This window comes from Robbsia sp. KACC 23696 (assembly GCF_039852015.1).
Classification (GTDB): Bacteria; Pseudomonadota; Gammaproteobacteria; order Burkholderiales; family Burkholderiaceae; genus Robbsia.
In genome coordinates, this window is the sequence record NZ_CP156626.1 from 2,066,604 (window position 1) to 2,086,699 (window position 20,096).

Here is a 20,096-nt window from a genome sequence, read left to right on the forward strand (position 1 = left end):
CTAGGACTGCTTATCCAGCTCAGCAACAGGCAAAGCGTCCTCGACGACGTCCCGCGCCATGTCGCCTTCCGTTTCGAGTGACGCATCCTGCAGCCGCGGCGCGCAATCCACCGCGTGCACATGCATGTCGCGAATCATCCGGCGAACGTGCTCATCGGCCGCGCAATAGAAGATCTGCTTGCCGCGCCGCTCGCCTCTGACGACACCCGCTCCGCGCAGCAACCGCAGATGATGACTGACCAGGGACGGCGATAGCGCCGTCGCCGCGGCGATATCGGACACGCACACCGGCGCATCGAGACAAGCCGCGACAATCCGCAGGCGACTCGTATCGCCCAGCAAGCGAAACAATTGGGCTACGACGTCCCACATATGTGAATACCTATTCATATGTTAATGTGTTAAGGTCAATCTTAACACCTTCCGCCAGACGAATATGCCACACGACCACCCAGACGAGTCTGATCACGCAACCGAGCACCCAGCCCATTCGCACGACCACGCCGGGCACTCGCACGCCGCAGGCCATGCGCATGCCCATGGTTCGACGAATGAGACGCGACTGGCGTGGGCCTTGTTGGTCATTGCCGTATTCATGGTCGTCGAGGTGGCGGGCGGCCTGATCTCGGGATCGCTGGCGCTGATCGCCGATGCCGCCCATATGGCGTCCGATGTCGTGGCGCTCGGCATGAGCTGGGTCGCCTTGCGCATCGGCCGTCGGCCGCCCAACACGCGATTGTCGTACGGCTATCGTCGACTGGAAGTGCTGGTGGCCTTCGTCAATGGTCTGACATTGCTGGTGATTTCAGCCGGCGTCATCATCGAAGCTGTGCGTCGGTTCGCCGAGCCGCAGCCCATTCTCGGCACGACGATGTTCTTCGTCGCGGTCAGTGGCCTGCTCTCGAATATCATCGCCTTCGCCATTCTGCATGGCGGCAGCCGCGAGAATCTGAATATGCGGTCCGCTTGGCTGCATGTGCTCGGCGATCTCGTTTCGTCGGTCGTGGCGATCGTTGCCGCGCTGGTGATCATGTGGACCGGCTTCTCGCCGATCGATCCGATCCTGTCGATTCTCGTCTCGTTGCTGATCGCGAAAAGCGCCTGGTCGGTCACGCGCAGCGCAGCAACCATCCTGCTCGAAGCGTCGCCGCCCGGCGTCGATCCTGATGTCGTGCGCCTAGACCTGATGGCCAGCATTCCGGGACTGGCCGATGTTCACCATATTCATGCGTGGTGTCTGACCGCTGAAAGCGCGATGGTGACGCTTCATGCGCGCGCCGCGGCCGGCACGGACCCGCTCCAGTTGCCGCCGGCGATCGGTGCCCGACTGCGGGAGAAATTCCGCGTCGCGCATACCACCGTGCAAATGGAGCCCGATACCTGTGTCGACGACTTGATGGCCGAGCTTCCGCCGCTCGATGCAAACGGCGGCGACGACGGGCATGGGCATGGCCACGGACATGGCCACAATCACAGCCACCACCACGGACACGGCCCGTCGCTGCCGCAGGGCGAGGCGCTGCCCTGCAGCACCGGCCGCCGCCCGGCGCATCCGGCGCACTGAAACGGGAAAGACGACCCGCTACGTCGCGCGGCGCGGCGTCTCGATATTCGGCAGGAACACCGTCAGCAAGCCGAGCAAGGGCAGGAAGGCGCAGACGCGATAGACGAATTCGATGCCGGTCGCATCGGCGACATGGCCGAGCACCGCCGCGCCAACGCCGCCGAGACCGAAGGCCAGACCGAAAAACAGGCCTGCCACCATGCCGACGCGCCCCGGCAGCAGCTCCTGACCATAGACGACGATCGCCGAGAACGCCGACGACAGCACCAAGCCGATGATCACCGTCAGCACACCGCTCCAATACAGATTGGCGTACGGCAACAGCAAGGTGAACGGCGCCGCCCCCAGGATCGACACCCAGATCACGTATTTCCGGCCGATGCGGTCGCCAATCGGTCCGCCGACCAAGGTGCCCACCGCCACCGAGAACAAGAAGGCGAACAAATACAGCTGCGACTGCTGCACGCTCAGATGAAACTTCGTGATCAGATAAAAGGTGTAATAGCTGTTCAGGCTGCTGAGATACAGATATTTCGACGTCACCAGCGCGACCAGCACGGCCACCGCGGCCCCGACGCGTCGTTTGCTCAACGCGGCGGCGGCCGTATTCAGCGCACGTTTGCGCTTGGGCGCGAGCGCGGCCTGCACGCGATACCAATGACCGATGCGCCAGAGCACATAGATCGCCAGCAAGGCCACCAGCGCAAACCAGGCGACGCTACCGCGTCCGTACGGCAAGACCACGGCGGCCGCCAATAGCGGACCCATCGCGGTACCAAGACTGCCGCCCACCTGGAATACCGACTGTGCAAGCCCATGCTGGCCATTCGACGCCAGCCGTGCGATGCGCGACGACTCGGGATGGAAGATCGACGAGCCGATGCCCACCAATGCGGCCGCCAGCAGCAATACCGGATAGCTGGGCGCCACCGAGAGCAAGAGCAGCCCACACAACGTGAACATCATGCCGATGGCCGTCGAGTGCGGTTGCGGCCGTTTATCGGTATAGGCGCCGATCAACGGCTGCAGCAGCGAGGCGGCCAATTGATAGGTCAGCGTGATCACCCCGATCTGCGAAAAGCTCAGGTGAAAGCCCGACTTGAGCAAGGGGTAGATCGCCAGAATCAACGACTGGATCATGTCGTTGAGCATGTGGCTGAAACTGATCGCCGTCAGCGGACCGACGAAGGGACGGCCGCGCGCGCCTTCCGGCGGCGTCGGTGTCGATGTCGAAAATTCCCTGGATGCACCCATTGTCTGCCCTCGCGATCGCTTGCCGAATGCCGCCGCCTCAATGTTGCGTGAACATGTCCATCACGCGTTGCCGTTCGGTGGAATCGACGGTCGGCGCCACCTGCGTCGCACCGGGCAGGCCGCCCGGAACCGCGCCGGCGCTGTTGTCGTCGAGACCGATGCCCTGCACAAAGCCGTTCCCCGGCGTGAAGGCATCCGAATAGATTTCGCCATTGATCGACGTAATACCTTGCGGCATCGGCATCGAGACCTGCGGCACGCCCTTCAGCACTTCGGTCATATAGTTCATCCAGACCGGCAGGGCCAACTGCGCGCCGAATTCCCGGCTGCCCAGCGAGCGCGGCTGGTCATAGCCGAGCCAGGCCACGGCGACCTGCGACTGTTGATAGCCGGCGAACCAGCCATCATGCGCGTCGTTGGTCGTACCGGTCTTGCCCTGCAGATCGTTGCGTCCCATCTTGTTCGTCGCCGCACCGGTACCGCGTGTCGCCACGTCGTGGAGCAGGCTGTTGATCAGATAGGCATTGCGCGCATCGATGACGCGCGGCGCATTCTCGCCGGCCACCAGCGGTTGCGCACGCGACAGGATATTGCCGTTTGCATCGCTGATTTCCGAGACCAGATAGGGATTGACGCGGTAACCGCCGTTTGCAAATACCGTGTACCCATTCACCAACTGCAAGGGCGTGACCTGGCCCGCACCCAGCGCCATCGGCAGATAGGGCGGATTCTTCGCCGGATCGAAGCCGAAACGCGTGATGAAATCCTGTGCGTAGTGGGTGCCGATGTAATTCAGGATGCGGATCGACACCAGATTCTTCGACTTGTCCAACGCTGCGCGCATCGTCATCGGCCCTTCGGGCTGATCGTCGTCGTGCGGTTCCCACGGCTGCCCGCCGGTCTGCTGCGCGCTGAAGTACAGCGGCGCATCGTTGATGACCGTTGCCGGTCCCAGACCCTTTTCCAGCGACGCCGAATAGATGAAGGGCTTGAACGTCGAACCCGGCTGACGCCATGCCTGCGTCACGTGGTTGAACTTGTTCTTGTTAAAGTCGAAACCCCCCACGAGCGCCGTCACCGCGCCATCCTTCGGGCGTAGCGCCACCAGCGCGCCCTCCACCTGCGGCAACTGGGTAATGTCCCAGCCCGCGTCGGTATCGCTCGGATCCTTAGTCGGAATATCCTGGATCAAGCGAATCACCGCACCCGGACGCAATTGCTTGGCCGGCTGCGCGCGCGGGCTTAGCGAGGCCGCCGCGAAGCGCAGTCCGGCGCCGCTCACCGTGATCGTCTGGCCATTCAGCCGTTGCGCGACCACTTCCTTCGCCGACGTCTTCACGACGATCGCCGAGACGATATCGCCATCGTCCGGATGGTCCAGCAACGCGTCTTCCACCGCCTGGTCCCGATCGTCCGGGCTGGCCGGCAAATCGATGAAAGCCTCGGGGCCGCGATAGCCGTGCCGCTTCTCGTAATCCATGATGCCCTTGCGCAGGGCCCGATACGCCGTTTCCTGATCGCCCGAATTGATCGTGGTCACCACGTTCAAGCCGCGCGTGTAGGCGTCGTCCTTGTACTGCGCATACATCATCTGCCGGACCATTTCGGCGACATACTCGGCATGCACGCTGAACTGGTTCAACGGCCCTTCATGCGTGTGGATGTTTTCCTGAATCGCAGCGTTGTACTGGTCCTGCGTGATATAGCGCAGATCCAGCATCCGCTTCAGGATGTATTCCTGGCGGATCTTGGCGCGCTTCGGATTCACCACCGGATTGTAGGCGGACGGCGCCTTCGGCAAGCCGGCCAGCATCGCCGCCTGCGCCAGCGTGATGTCCTTCAGGTCTTTCCCAAAATAGACCCGCGCCGCGCTGGCGAAGCCATAGGCCCGCTGTCCCAGATAAATCTGGTTCATGTACAGCTCGAGAATCTGATCCTTCGACAGCGCCGCTTCGATCTTGTATGCCAACAGCATTTCATAGATCTTGCGCGTGTAGGTCTTCTCGCTCGACAGGAAGAAATTGCGCGCCACCTGCATCGTGATCGTGCTCGCACCCTGCGAGGCGCCGCCATGCATGATGTCGCTCACGCCCGCGCGCAGGATGCCGATGAAATCGACGCCGCCGTGTTCGTAGAACCGGTAGTCCTCGATCGCCAGCACGGCATCTTTCATCACCGGTGGAATATCGGCAAAGCGCACGAGGCGGCGCCGTTCCTCGCCGAACTCACCGATCAGCACGTGATCCGCCGTGTAGATCCGCAACGGCACTTTCGGCCGATAATCGGTCAACGCCTCGAGGGACGGCAAATTCGGCGTCATCACGATCAAGGCGTAACCGACGATCAATGCGCCGATCACGATCAAACCGCCGATTAAACCGAAGAATGCCAGGATCAACCGGGAAGCCAGGGAGCGGGATGGTTTCGGGTCTTTGCCGGGAGTATTGGGTTGTCGCGTGGAGGCCATGTAGAAGCGGTAAGTCGATTCCCCTGCGCCGGAGGCGGCCGTCGCGACAGTCGCGGACGGTGGTCGCGCCGCGGCGCGCGTAGTCGGCTGCATGCGCTGGGCCGACGGGCGGTAATCCGCCTCCCTCGGCAGCGCAAAAACTGAAAGCTATTTGCAAGCACGACAGCATGGCGGCGACGAAAAACAGCGCGTCGCTAACCGATGCCAAGCCGCATTGTAAAGAAACCGTGCCGCTTCGGGCTTGAAATGTCGCAATACCGCCCCGATTTTTTGTAATAGTTTTCCGGCCTGCCCCTTCACGCCGCGCCTGGGCGGGACTTGGAAGCGGGTTTCTGAAATGTCCGGTAACCGTTTTTACCCCGATGACGGGATGCCGCAGCCGGGCCATGCGCCGCCCATGCCCAGCTGTGATATGTTGGCGGCGATGACTTTATGAGATGGAGAGGCACGATGTCGCTATTCGATAGTATTTCCCGCACGTTGAAAGGCCTGTTGAACGACGCGGCGGACTCCGTCCAGGATCCCTCGCGCGATGCGCGGCAGATCGTCCGGGAGCTGGATAGCAGTATCCAGCGCGCCGAGAACTCGCTGATCGAAATTCAAGCGCAGTTCAGCAATCAGCAAAGCAAGCGCGACCTGGCGAACGACAAGGCGTCGAAATACGCCGACGGCGCGCTGCGCGCGTTGAAGGGCGGCGACGAAGGGCTGGCCAAGGAAGCGCTCGCCGCCCAGGCGACGGCCGAGGCCGAACGCGATGCGCTGGCCGCCGAGCTGGACAAGCTGAAGCCGTCGCTCGATCAGCTGAAATCGCAGATCGAGGACATGCGCAAGCGCCGCAACGAACTGAACGCGCGCACCAATATCCTTGGCGCAAAGCAGGAAATCGCCAAGGCGAAGGACACCGCGGCGACGGCGCTGGGCGGGATCGGCGGCAAGGATCTGTCGGCGGAATTCGGGCGCCTGGAGGAGAAGGTCAATCTGTCCAACGCCCGTTCGGACGCGCGCCTGGGCTCGGCCGACGAGCGCAGCGGCAAGTCCCTCGACGACCGTCTTGCCGCCACCAACGCGGGCCCGTCGGTCGACGATCGCCTCGCGGCGCTGAAGAAGCAGCTGGAAGGCGGCAACGGCGACAAGCCCGCGGCCTGATCGAGGCGTTTCACCCTGCGGTCCGTGCCGGGACCGACGGCGCCGTGCGCGACGCTTCCCGGCCGGTCCGCACTACTCCCGTGCCGGATCGACATGTCGACTTTGAATTTGCGTAATGTGTATCGGCGCCTGGGCGGCCTAGCCGCAGGCGTTACCCTCGGGGCCGCGATCCTCGCCGCCCCGCCCTTGCTGTCGATCGCGGCGCCTGGACTGGTCGGTGCGAGCGGCACCGTTTCTGCCGCCACCGCGCCGTCGGTCAACAACGTCGAGGCCGCTATCGCCCGCGGCGATATGGACGGCGCGCATCGCCTGCTACAGCAGGTCATCGCGGCCAATCCGAACAGCGCGCGTGCGCGCTACCTGGACGCCCAGGTGCTCGAACACAGCCGTCGCTATAGCGAGGCGCAGGCCGAGATGCAGTCGGCGCGCCAGATCGAGCCGTCGATCAGCTTTACCGATAAATCGAAGTTCGAGGCCGTCGAACGACGCATCAACGCCGAAGCCAGTCACGGCGGCAGCGCGCGCTCGAACAATTCGACTTTCAACGGCAATGCCGGCAGCACCGGCACGGTCATGTCTGCCGGCGCCCTAGCGGCGCCGGCGCATCATGGACCGGGCATCGGCATGTGGATCGGCTTGTTGGTCGTTATCGTGCTGGTCATCTTGGCCGTGCGCTGGGCCATGCGCAAGCGCGAGTCCGACGAGGAAGCCGGTGCCGGCGATATCCATCGTGATGCGCTGAAGCAGGCAACCACGCTGCAGGAATCGCTACGCGCCATCAAGCTCGACTTGAAACTGTCGGCGGCCCCGGAAAAAGACACCTGGCTGCGTGACGCGGAAGCGGTGGAAAGCGAGCTGCGCGCCTTGATCGACGAACTGACCAGTGCCAACGACGGCGCCCAACGTTATAGCAGTCCGGAAACCTCTCCGCCCTACCGCCTGGAAGATTTGACGCGCCGTGTCGAGCGCCTGAAAGCGCTGGCAGCGGGCCGGCCTGACCCGTTCCTGCAGAATCCGGCACAAGCGGCGCCCGGACAGCGTTCGGCCTATGCCGACGAAGCCGAACGCCTGCAAGGCGGCAACGCGCCGTATGGCAATCAGCCCTATACGAACCAACCGCCGCAGCAACAACCCACCGTGATCGTCCAGCAGCCGCAACAAGGCGGCTTCGGCAGCGGCCTTGGTGGCTTGATGGGTGGCGTGTTGCTTGGGGAAATGTTGAGCGGGCACCGTGATCGCGAAGTGATCGTCGAACACGACGGCCCGCGGCAGGGCAATCCGAACCAGGACAATGCGGGCAATCAAAACGCCGATCCCGGTTTCGATTTCGGCAGTGGCGGCGACAACTGGGGCGGTTCGGGCGGCAACGGCGACGGCTTCGATATGGCCGACAACAGCGACAACAGCTGGGACGATTCGTGATCGCTGCCGGCGGGGCGGCGCCCGCCTCGCCGCCCCGCCGGCCTAGGCTAAAACGCCCCAGCCAGCGTATTACATCCCGGTCACTGCGCGAGCCAGCGCAGCAGCGCCATCAAAAAGCGGACGACGGCCACCAGCCAATGCCAGAGCAGCGCCAACTGGTCCCATAATCCGCCTTCTGTTCCCATCCCGCCCTTTTGGTTTATCCGTATCCTGCCGCAGCGACATTGCGCGGCAGGATGCATGCTACGCGTCAGTCGGCACTTGCGTCGGCGGCCGGCAACGGCACATCGGGCTCGTCATTCGTCAACGTCTCCTCCAATCGATCGAAGATCCGCTGCGTGGCGCCACGCGATTGCAAGGCGAAGAGCAGCAATGAACGCCCCGTCACCTGATACACGTCGCCGGAACCGAACTGCGGCAAGGTATCGCGCACCGGCATATTGGTGTCGACCATGCAGGTCCACTCGTCGCTTCCCGGAATGTCCGGCAGTGTGAAGTCGACCAGATCGTGATGCGCATTGAAGACGATCAGCAATGTGGCATCGCCTGCCGGCTTGCGAATGCCGCTCGCCTGCGCCCGACCGTCGATCACCATGCCGAAACAGCGCATCGTTGCATCGGCCCAATGATCGTCGGACAGGGCCTGGCCATCGGTGCCCATCCATTTGACGTCGCTGACTTCCAACGCCTCGTTCCATTCGCCCGTCAGAAAACGGTTTCGCCGCAGCACCGGCAGACGCTGACGCAATTGCAGCAGATTGCGCGTGAATTCCACGAGCGCACGACCGTCGTCGTCGATATTCTCCCAGTCGATCCAGCTGATCTCGTTGTCCTGGCAATAGGCGTTGTTATTGCCTTGCTGCGTCCGACCGAATTCGTCGCCTGCCAGGATCATCGGGGTGCCTTGCGAGAACAGAAGCGTGGCCAGCATATTGCGCTTCTGGCGCTCGCGCAGCGTCTTGATGTCCCATTGCGTCTGCAGCGACAGCGCATCGCCTTCAGACTCCTGCGCGGCCTCACCGGCCGCTGCGATCTTTTCCGTCAGCGCAGCCGTCGATGGCAGCGGCCCTTCGAAACCGCAGTTCCACGAGCGGTTATCCGACGAGCCGTCACGGTTCTCCTCGCCGTTCGCATCGTTGTGCTTGTCGTTGTAGGTGACGAGATCGTTCAGCGTGAAACCGTCATGCGCCGTGATGAAGTTGACGCTGGCCCAGGGACGGCGTCCGCGATGATTGAACTTGTCGGCCGAGGCCGTCACGCGCTTCGCCAGTTCGGGCGTGATGCCATCGTCGCCCTTCCAGAAGGCGCGCACCGTGTCGCGATACTTGTCGTTCCACTCGGCCCAGCCCGGCGGGAAGCCACCCACCTGATAGCCGCCTGGGCCGCAATCCCAAGGCTCGGCGATCAGTTTGACGCTGGAGAGGATCGGATCCTGGCGGCAACTGTCGAGGAACCCCCCGCCTTCATCGAAGCCATGCGGCTCGCGTCCCAAAATCGTCGCGAGGTCGAAACGGAAGCCGTCGACATTCATCTCCGTCACCCAATACCGCAGGCTGTCGGTGACCATTTGCAATACGCGCGGATGCGATAGATTCAGCGTATTGCCGGTGCCGGTATCGTTGATGTAGTAGCGAGACTCCTCGGGCATCAGCCGATAGTAGGAAGCGTTGTCGATGCCTTTGTACGACAGCGTCGGCCCCAGCTCATTGCCTTCGGCCGTGTGGTTATAGACCACGTCAAGAATGATCTCGAGGCCGGCATCGTGGTAGCGATCGATGGTCTGCTTGACCTCGTCCAGCTTGCCCGTGCTGAGATAACGGGGATCGGCGGCAAAGAAGCCGATCGTGTTGTAGCCCCAGTAATTCGTCAGTTGCTTTTCGAGCAGATAGTCGTCGTTGACGAACGTATGCACCGGCAGCAGTTCGACGCTGGTCACGCCGAGCGCCTTCACATAATCGATGACGCACTGCTCGCCCAGTCCCGCGAAGGTGCCGCGAATGTTCTCCGGCACCTGCGGATGACGCTTCGTGAAACCGCGGACATGCGTCTCATAGACCACGGTCCGATCGAACGGCACGCGCACGCGCGTGGGGTGATGCCAGGTGAAGCTTTGGTCGACGACCCGACATTTCGGCACGAACGGCGCGCTATCGCGCTCGTCGAACGACAGATCCTGATCCGGATGTCCCAAGGTGTAACCGAACACCTCCGGCGCCCATTTCAGCTCTCCCACGTGCGCTTTCGCATACGGATCAAGCAGCAATTTGTTTGCGTTGAAGCGATGCCCGTTTTCCGGTTCGTACGGGCCGTCCACGCGATAGCCGTAGACGGCGCCCGGTGCCAGATCGTGCACGTACACGTGCCAGACCTCGTCGGTATATTCCGGTAGCGTGATGCGCTCGATTTCCTTTTCGCCCTTCTCATCGAAAAGGCAGAGTTCGACCTTCGTCGCATGTGCCGAAAACAGCGCGAAGTTTACGCCCTTGCCGTCCCATGTCGCACCGCGTGGAAAGGGGTTTCCTTCGGAAATGCGGCTTGCCGTTTTTGTCATTCTGTTCTGCGCTCCCTGGTTTCGCGCGCCCGCATTGAAGCCGTCGCGTCGATCGATACAATCCGGCCGCCGGCAAGGGCCGACGGCCGTTATTCAGTATTCGCGTCGACGCGTTCGATGGACGCGATCTGGGCTCCAATAGCAGGAATCGCGCCTGCCCGGAGCAAGCGGCCAACCCGCCGACGCAGCGCTCAAGAAAGCGGCGGCTGCGCGCGTTGGCGCTCGATCGACAACACGCATTTGCGACCATACAGAAACAGCGCAACACCGCTGACAAAACCCAACAGCGCAATTTTTCTGACCATCGTATGCTCTCCCTCGTTCTTCTCTATTTTGGTGTTTCGCCCTATCCTTTCAGTGTCGCACAACGGCTGCGCGGCCGTATTCCGGCGCGAAACATCCGCGTTTCGGCGATTTTCCGACCGTGCCCACGCGGGGATATCCGGGCACCGCGACGCGAATTGACGTATGCTGACGCGACGGGGCTTCCGATGGGCAACGCATTCCACACGCCATCGCTGAGCCCCGCGCAAGCGGGTGGCATCATCGAACGGCTTTTCGGACCACGCATCCGGCGGCTGCAGTGCCGAAAGATTTCCTGCATTTTTCTCCCTTTTTCCATCGCGCTCCGACGCTTGGCGGTCGTACGATATGGCTTCTCGGAATAAAACGCCCGACCGGCAGCACGCTGCCGGCATGCTGACTTACCTGGACGTGCTACGCGGCTGGTCGCCTGCCTGGACCGCCATGCCGGCACGGCTGGAAAGCAAGCTCGCCCGCGCCCGTGCGCAGGACGAGCCGGTGCTCTACGCGCACTTCTTGCCCGGTCTGGACCTGTTGCTCTGCGCGGTTCCCGGGGCGCGTGCGCCTTACCCGCCGCTGGCCGAACTGCGCCAACGCTGCGTCGAAAGCGTGCTGCATGCGCTCGAACAGCCGTGTCTCCGACTCGAAACGGGCGGCTGCTGGTACGAGCACAATGGCCTGGCCGTGCTTGTCTTCGCCAGCGGCGCGAGAAAGCGCGCGTTGTACGAATTCGGCGCCGTGCCCGCCACTCCTGGTCGCGGCGATCGCTGAGCGGCGCCAACGCCAAACGACGCGATCTCTTCGGACCTCTCCGCGCGACCAGGTCGCCCGCTCGGCCCTTCGCCGCAGCCGCCATCGTTTACCCCATTCGTCAGCATCGCCGCCCCATCCCGGCTACCATGAAACAAGGGGCGCGATAAGGCGGTCGGCAATCTGGAGCCGGTCGATCGCATGATCGCGCCAGTAAATCAACAACTGGGAGCATGCGATGAATGACCACGTGTACAAGAAAATCGAATTGACGGGTTCGTCGGAGAAGTCCATCGAGGACGCGGTCAAGACGGCCATTGCAAAGGCGTCGAAAACCTTGCACAACCTCGATTGGTTCGAGGTCGTCGAAACGCGCGGGCACTTGAAAGACGGCGCGATCGCGCATTGGCAAGTGACTGTAAAGGTCGGACTGCGTATCGACGACTAAGGCGGGACGCCGACATCGACGCGATCGATGCCGTCATGTTTATGTCGTAGAAAGAAAATCACCGCGCACTCGACCATCGAGGCGCGGTGATTTGTCAGGGGGCCTACGAGCCCTTTACTTTTTTTGCAACTGCATCGCCCGCGCTGCCGCCGCGCCCGTGTTCGGCGAGGCTTTCTGACCCGGTGGCGGCGCGACCGGCTTCTGCTGGATCGCTTTGAACAGTTCGGCGCACGGTGCCGCCTCGTGATTGCTCGGCGCCAGCAAGGGAATCAACGCGGCGAACGGATTCAACAAGCCCAGGCCCACCGCCGCGGCACCGCGCGCGATCAACGGCACCGCATCGACGCCGACATGCGGGTCCTTGAACGTGCCCTTCACGTACAGTGGCGAGCGCAGCGAGAAGATCCGGAAACCCTTCGTGTGCGGGTGAATGCCCAGATTCATCGCCTCGGTCTTCATATCGATCGTCCCATCGACGTTAATCACGGCATCCTGCGTATCGACGACGAAGACCTTCGAGTCCAGCACGCCGTTGTTCACGACGAAGTCCGATGCGGCGCAATTGATCTGCACGTCGCGATTGCCGAACAGGCGCTCGACCACCGCGTTCGCGACGTTCAAGCCTGCCGCCTCCATCAGGAACGCACTGACTTCACCCTGCTGCACCAGCAGCTTGATTTCGCCATTCGACGTTGCGGCCAGCGTCGCCGGCGAATTGCCGGTGGCGGACAAGGCGCCCTCGCCATTGATTTCCCCGAGGGCACTTTGCATCGTCTTGGCGGTCGGGAACAGCTGCTTCAACTTCACGTGGCGTGCCCCCAGCGCGAAGCGCGCTTTCAAAGGCACCGTGCTGCCGTCCAGGTCGATATCGGACGTGATGCTGCCGCCGGCCACGCCGAAGCGCAGTGGCGTCAACTTTAAGCGTCCATCGATCATCGTCACGTGCGTGTAGAGATCGGTGATCGGCAAAGAGGGATCGCGAATGATGCGATTACCGGTGAACGTGACATCGGCGTCGATGGCCTTCCACCGGTCGGTACGGAACTCCTCGACCGGCAAGGCCTTGTTCGCAGGCTGCTTCGACACGTCTCCGCGCTTTTCCTTCGACGCGTTCGAATCCGCGCCGATCAGAGGCGCCAGGTCCGAGAAACGCAGTAGATGCGATACCAGATGACCCGTCAACTTGGGCCGTGGCGTCACGCCCTCGTACACCATCGTACCGTTCAGATCACTGCCTCCGACGCGTCCCGTGAAGTCTTGATAACGGAAGACGTTCCCCGTCGGCTTGAACTCGCCGATCAGGCGACCTTCGGTTGCAAACGGCGGCGAGTCCGGCAAGGTGATGCCGGTCAGCGCATACAGGTGCGAGAGGCTCTGTCCCTGGAACCAGAGGCGTAGATCGAGCGCTGCCAGATGCATCGGATCGGTCAGTGTGCCGACCAAGGCGATGCGCGTATCGCCGATCTTCACATCCGCAGCCAATGGGAAGGGCCGCGATGCGTCTTGCAAGGACAACACTTCGCCGAGCTTCCCGTTACCGGTAAGCTTGCTGTTGTTGTACTTGCCATCGACGGTCCAGCCAACGCGGTAAGGACTGACCGGGACGACCGCCGGCGCATTGCCGGCGGTGCCGGACGCGCCGGAAGCTGTTGAAGCCGTCCCCGCCGTGCTGGCCGACGAGGCGCCAGACGCCGCCTCCGCGCCGGCCCGCGACGCGGTAGCCGCCACTTGCTTCGCAGCCGTCGCCGCGCCGTCGCTGGTCGCCTTGGCATCGGCCGCGCCGCTGGCGCCGCCCGCTTCAGGAACCGCGGTGGCGGATGCCTTGCCCGCATCGGCAGCCGAGGCGCTCGATGTCGGCGCGGTCGCCGACGCAGCCGATGCAGCGGAGGCCGCAGATGCAGCAGAAGCAGCCGATGCTTCGGCCAAGGCAGCGGCCTTCGAGAATTGCGCCGCGCCACTGCTTCCCAGTGCCTGGCTCGACTCACGACGTGAGGTTTCCGATTGCTGCTTCATCAATTCGCCGAACGGGATCGGATTGTTCAGCGTGTCGAGCGTGACCGTCAGGTCGGCCTTGTGGTCCTCGTCGAGGACCGTGATCTTGCCGGTGCTGAAGGTGATATCACGCAAGGCCACCTTCCACGCGCTCGGCGTCGAGCCGCCACTGGAGGCGGTCTTAAACGTGTAATTGTTGCGACCATCGTGTAGTCGTTCGATATCGACTTGCGGCTGCTGCAGCGCGACAGCCGGTATCGATACTTCCCGAACCAACAACGGGGGCACCGCGACATCGAAGTCGACGGCCGCGACCGTCGCCATCTGCTTTGTCCGCGCCCAGTCCGTATTGGCCAGAGAGATATCGTGCGCGCTGACGTGCGGCCATGGCAGCCAGCCGCGCCAGCCCGGTGCGTCGGGCGGACGCCGCCACTTGACTGAGAGATCGCCATTGATCGCGAACGGCCGGCCCAACTCTTCGGAGACCTTGTTATTGATATAGGGCTTCGCGCGGTTCCAATCGAAGGTCGCAACGAAGATCACGATACCGACGATCAGTACGAGCAAGACGATCAGCAGCCACATCACGCCGCGCAGGATGCGGTTTTTCGGCGTCCGACGACGGCGCGGCTTCCCACCACCGCCACTGTTTCCATTGCCGCCACTCGCTGTTGCGTCACGGGGAACATCCGCCGTAGACGTCGATGGGTTGGTGCGTTGTGAGTCCAACGCCCCCGTATGCGCGTCCTGTCCGGGCCGTTCCGCCATTTGCCTGTCTCTCCGTACTGGGTTCTATCGTTACCAGGGCGTCCCGCGCCCGCCGCTATTCAGCGCGAAGCGAAGCGCACCGCCCTGGTCCGGGTTGCCGATCGCGCGAAGACCGTCCCGCATCCGCGCCCGATGGCAAGCGCGCCCCATCGATGACGGGCGCACCCGACGCACATCGCCGCAAAAAACGTGCCCATGCATGGTGCACGCGCGCATCCGGAGAGGATGCGTCGAATGAAGGGGCGGGTGAAACGCACGCAGATGAACGGTCGGCGCTTACGCGACTGGGGAGAAGTCCGACGCCGCTCGCGGGGTCAGCCGCGCGCCTGTGCGATGTGATCGAGCATCGATTCCAGGCGGTCAAAATCGACGGGCTTCGTCACATGGTTGCCGAAGCCGGCTTCACGGCAGCGCCGCATATCTTCTTCCATGCCATAGCCGGTGATGGCAATCGAGGGCGCATCCTGTTGCACGACATTCCAATGGCGCACGACGTCGAGCCCGGTGCCGTCCGGCAGTCCGATATCGCTGATCAGCAGATCGTAGCGTGCGCTATCGATGCATTGCCGCGCGGCGCCGACGGACTCCGCCACATCGACGCGGTGCCCGAATACTTCGATCAGCTGCGCCATCGCCGCCGCCGTATGGGCGTTGTCCTCCACCAGCAAGACCGACAGCACATGGCCTGCCGTATTGACCGATTCCGGCGCCACCGTCGTATCGACGGCCACCGGCGTATCGCGCACCAACGGTATCGTGAAGGTGAAACGCGCGCCGCGATCGCGACCCGCGCTTTCCGCGACGATCGATCCGCCATGCTTCATCGCCAAGGTCTTGGCGATGGCGAGCCCCAGACCCAGGCCGCCAAATGCCGGACCGATCGTTTCGTCCGCCTGCTCGAAGGCGGAGAAGATTTTCGGCAACGCTTCCGCACTGATGCCGATGCCTGAATCGTCCACCCGCACGCTGACATGTTCGCAATCGGGATTGAACATCGTCACGTTGATCGACCCGCCCGCGGGCGTGAACTTGACCGCATTCTTGACGATATTCCAGACGATCTGCTGCAGTCGCGCCGCATCGCCGCGCACGCCGCTTTGCGTTTCCTGCCGGGTGATCTGCAGCGTCTGCCCTTTCGCCGAGATATCGGCGGCCGACATATTCACCGCATTGGCAAGAAGATCGCCCAGCGTCACCGAGGTAAAGTTCAAGCTCAACTTGCCACGCGCGATACTGGTCAGGTCCAGCAGATCGTCGATCAACCGCGCCTCCAGCTCCACATTGTGCTGCACTACATTCAGCAGATGCGTGCGCTCCTCGTCGAGTTCGCCCTTCATCCGCATCAGGCGAGCGGCCGCGAGAATCGGCGTCAACGGCGTGCGCAGTTCATGAGAGAGCACCGCCAGGAAATGGTCTTTTGCCCGGTTCGCCCGTTCCGCCTCTTCTTTTGCCTGCTGCAGCGCATCGGCCGTCAAACGCGCCTGCGTCGTATCGCGAACGATCAGCGAAAAGCCCAGCAGCGCACCACGCGCATCGTGCATCGCGGTGGTAACAAGGGAGACGAACACCCGTTGGCCGTCCTCGCGCGACATCCACCGGTCGTCGCTATGACTGCCCAGGACTTTCGCGGTACGTAGCGCCTCGGTCAGTACATCGTCCTGACCGAATAACACGGCCGCCCCGCCGCCCACCATCTGCGCTTCGGTATAGCCGAGGATTTGCCGGGCTGCATGATTCCACGTCTGGATATCCCCCCTCGGATCCAGCGTGATCACCGCATAGTCCTTCAATGCGTCCACCACTTGACGGAAATGCGTCTCCGTCTCCTGCAGCCGCTCCTCGGCCTGCAAACGCTGGCGTTTCTCATCGCGTTCGGCGAGCGCGCGTTCGATCACCGCCGGCAAGCGTTGCAGACGTTGCTTCAGGACATAATCCGTCGCGCCGCGCTTCAGCATATCCACCGCGTGTTCTTCGCCCAAGACGCCCGAGACGAAAACAAACGGTATCGATGGCGAGTGAGCCCGCGCCATCTCCAGCGCTTCGCCGCCGGAAAAAGTCGGCAGCACGAAATCGGCCAGCACGACGTCATAGCGGCCGGTACGCATCGCCGCGTCGAAATCCACCGCGTTATCGACGATATGGGCGTCATAAGTGAAGCCGGCGGAATCCAGCCGCGCCAGCGTCAATTCAACGTCGAGCGAACTGTCCTCGACCAGCAGCAGATGCAGCGGCTCACTCACCGTCGGGTCCTGTCGATTGCGATGCGGTTGATGCGGGTTTGCGCAACGCGACGTAAAACTGCGCGCCGCGGTCCAGCTCGCCTTCGGCCCAGGTCCTGCCGTCGTGTCGCTCGATGATCCGTCGCACATTGGCCAGGCCGATGCCGGTGCCTTCGAAATCCTCGGCGCGATGCAGACGCTGGAATACACCGAACAACTTGCCCACGTAGCGCATATTGAAACCCACGCCGTTATCGACGACCGCGATCACATATTCGGTGGCCGTTTCCGTTGCCTGCACGCTGATTTCGGCGCGCACCCGAGTACGCGTGTACTTGACGGCATTCGACAAGAGATTGCGCACGGCGAGCAAGAGGAAGGTCGGATCGCCGGTCACCGTCGGCAAGGCGCCGATATCCCAGGCGATATCGCGTTGCGGATTTTCATGCCGCATTTCGCGGATCACCGTCTCCACCAGTGTGTTCAATCGCACCGGCACCGGACGCAAGGCGGCGCGCCCCATCTGCGAGAACGTCAACAGATCGTCGACCAACGTTCCGGCAAAGCGCGCGGAATCGACGATGTTTTTCAGAAAGCGCGTGCCCCGCTCCGCGAGGCGATCGCCCTCATACTCGCGCAGCAGATCCGCATATCCGACGATATGGCGCAACGGCGCGCGCAGATCGTGCGAGACCGAATAAGAGAACGATTCGAGTTCCTTATTGACACGTCCCAGCTCGGCGGCGATGGCGGCCATTTCTTCCGCGCGACGCAGCACGATGCTCAGCACCGACGCACGGAACTCGTACGCGGCCGCGCGCTCGCCGTCTCGCCACCGCAGCGAACGATGCCGAACCACTTCCTTCCACGTCTCGAAACTCGTGCGCGGCGAAAGGCGACCGTTAGCGTCGGCACCGCCTTTTCTCGGATCGCCGGCCCACTCGATCGTGCGCACGACCTCGGGGCGAAACCAGATGACGAAGTGTCGATGCAAACGCGAGATTTGCACCGCCAGCAAACCGCTTGCCGTCTCCGCGAACGCGCGCGCGGCCGGCAACACCTCGCTGATCGCATCGCTTGCAAACACCTCGCGCGTCGATTGACTGCCGATGTAAGAGACGATCTCGTTAATCGTATCGCTGTCCGGCGTCACGCCCACCGTTACCGTGCGGCCTTCATAGACGACGGCCGCGCCGTCGGCTGCCATGAAACGCAGCAAGGCGCGCGGATCCGATACCAGGCTGTCGACAAAATCGTCGCGATCCGACATCGTCGCGATCAGATCGACCAGCATGCGCCGCAATTCGAGACGGTATTCCGATTCGGCCCGGTCCTCCTTCGCTTCCATCTGCAAGGACAACACCGCGCCCAGATGCTCGCAGGCGGCCCGCGTCTCAAAATTCAGATGTCGCGGCGTCTCGTGATGGCAGGAAATCAGCCCCCACAAATTTCCTCGCACGATGATCGAGATCGACATCGAACTCGCCGTGCCCATATTGCGCATGTATTGCAAATGCACCGGCGACACGCTGCGCAAGGTCGCATAAGAGAGATCCGCCGGTCTGCCCGTGCGCGGATGCAAGGGCGGCACCAGCGGCGACGGCGCATAGCCGGCATCGACGATCAGCCGGATCGGATGCTTCAGATACAGCGCCCGGGCCTGCATCGGGATATCGGAGGCCGGGAAATGCTGCCCCAGATAGGAGGTGTACTCTGGCGCGCGGTCCTCGGCGATCACCTGGCCGTTGCCGTCGTCGTCGAAGCGATAGACGAGCACGCGGCCGAACGCGGTGATGCGGCGCACTTCCCGCGCCGCCACGTCGCTCACCGCCTCGACGGTGTCGGCGTGTTGCAGGCGCCCGATGACGGTGCGAACCAGCGCGTAGATCGGACTGAATACATTGCCGACGTGATCGGTCGGCTCGATCTCCAACACGACCACGCCATCGTGCTCATGCAGGATCAAGTCCAAGGTGCGTTCACCGCGCGCGCGCCTTGCCGCGGAGTCTGCCCCATCCGATGCATCCGATACCCGATGCGCGGTCGCCCCCAGTACGCCGGCGACACGGCACACATAGAGCGGCTGCCCCGCGATCTGCGACGACGCCAAGGCCTCGGCAACCGCCCGCGCGCCGTCCTCGCCGATCACCTCGGCGATGGGCCTGCCCTGCAGCGCCTGCGCCCCTGCGTGCGTCTCCGGCAGCAGCGCCGTGATATTCGCCGAACATTGCAGCACGCACTGCGCCTCGTCGAGCGTCACCAGATAGCCGTGCGGCTGGATCGCGCCCGGGATATGGATCGGTTCCGCGTCGCAGGCCGCCACCGCCGCCTGAAAGGCCGCGTCGTCGAACACCGGAGCGCCGCCGTCCGACGGCACTCCGCGCGAAGACGCCGCGGACGTGCTGGCGTCCGTCGGCATCACGGGCTGAACGGCACGCGCACCGGCGATCTCCATCCCCGGCAATTCCGGCAGACCCGCCTTATCGTCCGCATTGGGTGGGAGCGTCGTCATGCGACGGTCGGGCGCGGAGCCGGCAGCCAGTGCTGCAGCGCATCGAAGGTCGCGCGCGCCGCAGCGACGGCCGCGTCATACTCGTCTGCCGGCACGCGCGCAGCCGCTTCCGCCTTGAACGCATTCCACATGCTGCCGGTGCGCTCGCCATACGGATCGAAGTAGGCATAGCCCTGACGATCGCGCAGGTCAAAACGCTGCGCCATCGCCGGACCGATAAAGCGGCCGCCGAGCGTCGAACCTTCCATCACGTACATCGTGCCGAAACAGGCGCCCAACCCCGACAGCGGCATGCCGTCGGCGTGCGCGGCGCCGTCCCGCGCGAGCCCGTCGGACGGCTGCGGCGCGCCGAGATGCGCCAGATCGGCGTCGAGCAAGGCCGTCTTCTCGCGCGCGCGCGCGAAGGCCTGCAGATCCGCCGGCAGCGCCGCGCGCAACGCAGCTTCCCACGGGGCGACAAAAGCCCGGAATCGCGTCAACAAATCCACATAGTCGGACCGGGACATCGTCGGCCGCATGATGTCCATATCGCGCTCCAGCGCATGATGGCAATCGGCGGTTTCTGTTTTCAAACGGCTAAGAAGGTCAGTCATGAAAGCGTGCGGCGGGTTCAATTCGTCAAGGCGGGCAGCGGTCCGTGCGCAGGGCGACACACGATTACGAAGCGGAAATATCCGACTACATCATAGCAACGATTATT

The 20,096-nt window shown here is 63.1% G+C and carries 13 protein-coding genes; 5 read left to right on the top strand and 8 right to left on the bottom strand.

Annotation, left to right across the window (positions count from 1 at the left end; genetic code table 11):
* Nucleotides 1–372 (bottom strand): metalloregulator ArsR/SmtB family transcription factor, encoded by a 372-nt coding sequence (locus tag ABEG21_RS08690; RefSeq protein ID WP_347554270.1) that lies wholly within the window; start codon nucleotides 370–372, stop codon nucleotides 1–3.
* Between the two features lie 64 nt (nucleotides 373–436).
* Here ABEG21_RS08690 and ABEG21_RS08695 point away from each other — a divergent pair, with 64 nt between their 5' ends.
* Nucleotides 437–1,564, top strand: coding sequence for a cation diffusion facilitator family transporter (locus ABEG21_RS08695; RefSeq protein WP_347554271.1), 1,128 nt, complete (start codon nucleotides 437–439; stop codon nucleotides 1,562–1,564).
* 18 nt (nucleotides 1,565–1,582) lie between these two features.
* On the opposite strand, the gene ABEG21_RS08700 is transcribed toward ABEG21_RS08695, so the two are convergent.
* Together ABEG21_RS08700 and ABEG21_RS08705 are read right to left on the bottom strand one after the other, a co-directional pair.
* Nucleotides 1,583–2,818: an MFS transporter gene (locus ABEG21_RS08700; protein ID WP_347554272.1), complete on the bottom strand. Its 1,236-nt coding sequence runs from the start codon at nucleotides 2,816–2,818 to the stop codon at nucleotides 1,583–1,585.
* Between the two features lie 37 nt (nucleotides 2,819–2,855).
* Nucleotides 2,856–5,378, bottom strand: a complete 2,523-nt coding sequence (locus ABEG21_RS08705) for a penicillin-binding protein 1A (RefSeq protein ID WP_347554273.1) — start codon at nucleotides 5,376–5,378, stop codon at nucleotides 2,856–2,858.
* Nucleotides 5,379–5,735: 357 nt separating this feature from the next.
* Here ABEG21_RS08705 and ABEG21_RS08710 point away from each other — a divergent pair, with 357 nt between their 5' ends.
* Both ABEG21_RS08710 and ABEG21_RS08715 read left to right on the top strand, forming a co-directional pair.
* Nucleotides 5,736–6,431 carry a PspA/IM30 family protein gene (locus ABEG21_RS08710; protein ID WP_347554274.1) on the top strand — a complete coding sequence of 232 codons (696 nt, stop codon included), beginning with the start codon at nucleotides 5,736–5,738 and terminating at the stop codon, nucleotides 6,429–6,431.
* 93 nt (nucleotides 6,432–6,524) lie between these two features.
* The gene (locus tag ABEG21_RS08715; protein ID WP_347554275.1) at nucleotides 6,525–7,853 is read left to right on the top strand and encodes a tetratricopeptide repeat protein; all 1,329 of its coding nucleotides are present in this window, start codon (nucleotides 6,525–6,527) and stop codon (nucleotides 7,851–7,853) included.
* 250 nt (nucleotides 7,854–8,103) lie between these two features.
* Here the strand turns inward: ABEG21_RS08715 and glgX are convergent, their stop codons facing one another.
* Nucleotides 8,104–10,404 (bottom strand): glycogen debranching protein GlgX, encoded by a 2,301-nt coding sequence (glgX, locus tag ABEG21_RS08720; RefSeq protein ID WP_347554276.1) that lies wholly within the window; start codon nucleotides 10,402–10,404, stop codon nucleotides 8,104–8,106.
* A 696-nt stretch (nucleotides 10,405–11,100) separates the two neighbouring features.
* Between glgX and ABEG21_RS08725 the strand changes: the two genes are divergently transcribed.
* Both ABEG21_RS08725 and ABEG21_RS08730 read left to right on the top strand, forming a co-directional pair.
* A complete protein-coding gene (locus tag ABEG21_RS08725) occupies nucleotides 11,101–11,478 on the top strand; it encodes a hypothetical protein (RefSeq protein WP_347556686.1) in 378 nt (125 codons plus the stop codon).
* A 217-nt stretch (nucleotides 11,479–11,695) separates the two neighbouring features.
* Nucleotides 11,696–11,905 carry a dodecin gene (locus ABEG21_RS08730; protein WP_347554277.1) on the top strand — a complete coding sequence of 70 codons (210 nt, stop codon included), beginning with the start codon at nucleotides 11,696–11,698 and terminating at the stop codon, nucleotides 11,903–11,905.
* Between the two features lie 114 nt (nucleotides 11,906–12,019).
* On the opposite strand, the gene ABEG21_RS08735 is transcribed toward ABEG21_RS08730, so the two are convergent.
* The 4 genes from ABEG21_RS08735 to ABEG21_RS08750 all read right to left on the bottom strand — a co-directional run bounded on the left by ABEG21_RS08735 (nucleotide 12,020) and on the right by ABEG21_RS08750 (nucleotide 19,989).
* Nucleotides 12,020–14,665: an AsmA family protein gene (locus ABEG21_RS08735; RefSeq protein ID WP_347554278.1), complete on the bottom strand. Its 2,646-nt coding sequence runs from the start codon at nucleotides 14,663–14,665 to the stop codon at nucleotides 12,020–12,022.
* Between the two features lie 314 nt (nucleotides 14,666–14,979).
* Nucleotides 14,980–16,905 carry a response regulator gene (locus tag ABEG21_RS08740; protein WP_347554279.1) on the bottom strand — a complete coding sequence of 642 codons (1,926 nt, stop codon included), beginning with the start codon at nucleotides 16,903–16,905 and terminating at the stop codon, nucleotides 14,980–14,982.
* Nucleotides 16,898–19,396: an ATP-binding protein gene (locus tag ABEG21_RS08745; protein WP_347554280.1), complete on the bottom strand. Its 2,499-nt coding sequence runs from the start codon at nucleotides 19,394–19,396 to the stop codon at nucleotides 16,898–16,900. Before ABEG21_RS08745 ends, ABEG21_RS08740 begins: the two co-directional genes overlap by 8 nt.
* Entirely contained in the window at nucleotides 19,393–19,989 is a 597-nt protein-coding gene (locus ABEG21_RS08750; protein WP_347554281.1) for a biliverdin-producing heme oxygenase, read from the bottom strand. Before ABEG21_RS08750 ends, ABEG21_RS08745 begins: the two co-directional genes overlap by 4 nt.
* Between the last annotated feature and the right edge of the window lie 107 nt (nucleotides 19,990–20,096).

Excerpts from the sequence above, each read along its gene's own strand:
- ABEG21_RS08735 (WP_347554278.1), bottom strand. The coding sequence starts at position 14,665 with ATGGCGGAACGGCCCGGACAGGACGCGCATACGGGGGCGTTGGACTCA.
- ABEG21_RS08710 (WP_347554274.1), top strand. The coding sequence starts at position 5,736 with ATGTCGCTATTCGATAGTATTTCCCGCACGTTGAAAGGCCTGTTGAAC.
- ABEG21_RS08690 (WP_347554270.1), bottom strand. The coding sequence starts at position 372 with ATGTGGGACGTCGTAGCCCAATTGTTTCGCTTGCTGGGCGATACGAGT.
- ABEG21_RS08725 (WP_347556686.1), top strand. The coding sequence starts at position 11,101 with ATGCTGACTTACCTGGACGTGCTACGCGGCTGGTCGCCTGCCTGGACC.
- ABEG21_RS08745 (WP_347554280.1), bottom strand. The coding sequence starts at position 19,396 with ATGACGACGCTCCCACCCAATGCGGACGATAAGGCGGGTCTGCCGGAA.
- ABEG21_RS08695 (WP_347554271.1), top strand. The coding sequence starts at position 437 with ATGCCACACGACCACCCAGACGAGTCTGATCACGCAACCGAGCACCCA.
- ABEG21_RS08715 (WP_347554275.1), top strand. The coding sequence starts at position 6,525 with ATGTCGACTTTGAATTTGCGTAATGTGTATCGGCGCCTGGGCGGCCTA.
- ABEG21_RS08700 (WP_347554272.1), bottom strand. The coding sequence starts at position 2,818 with ATGGGTGCATCCAGGGAATTTTCGACATCGACACCGACGCCGCCGGAA.
- ABEG21_RS08750 (WP_347554281.1), bottom strand. The coding sequence starts at position 19,989 with ATGACTGACCTTCTTAGCCGTTTGAAAACAGAAACCGCCGATTGCCAT.
- glgX (WP_347554276.1), bottom strand. The coding sequence starts at position 10,404 with ATGACAAAAACGGCAAGCCGCATTTCCGAAGGAAACCCCTTTCCACGC.
- ABEG21_RS08730 (WP_347554277.1), top strand. The coding sequence starts at position 11,696 with ATGAATGACCACGTGTACAAGAAAATCGAATTGACGGGTTCGTCGGAG.
- ABEG21_RS08705 (WP_347554273.1), bottom strand. The coding sequence starts at position 5,378 with ATGCAGCCGACTACGCGCGCCGCGGCGCGACCACCGTCCGCGACTGTC.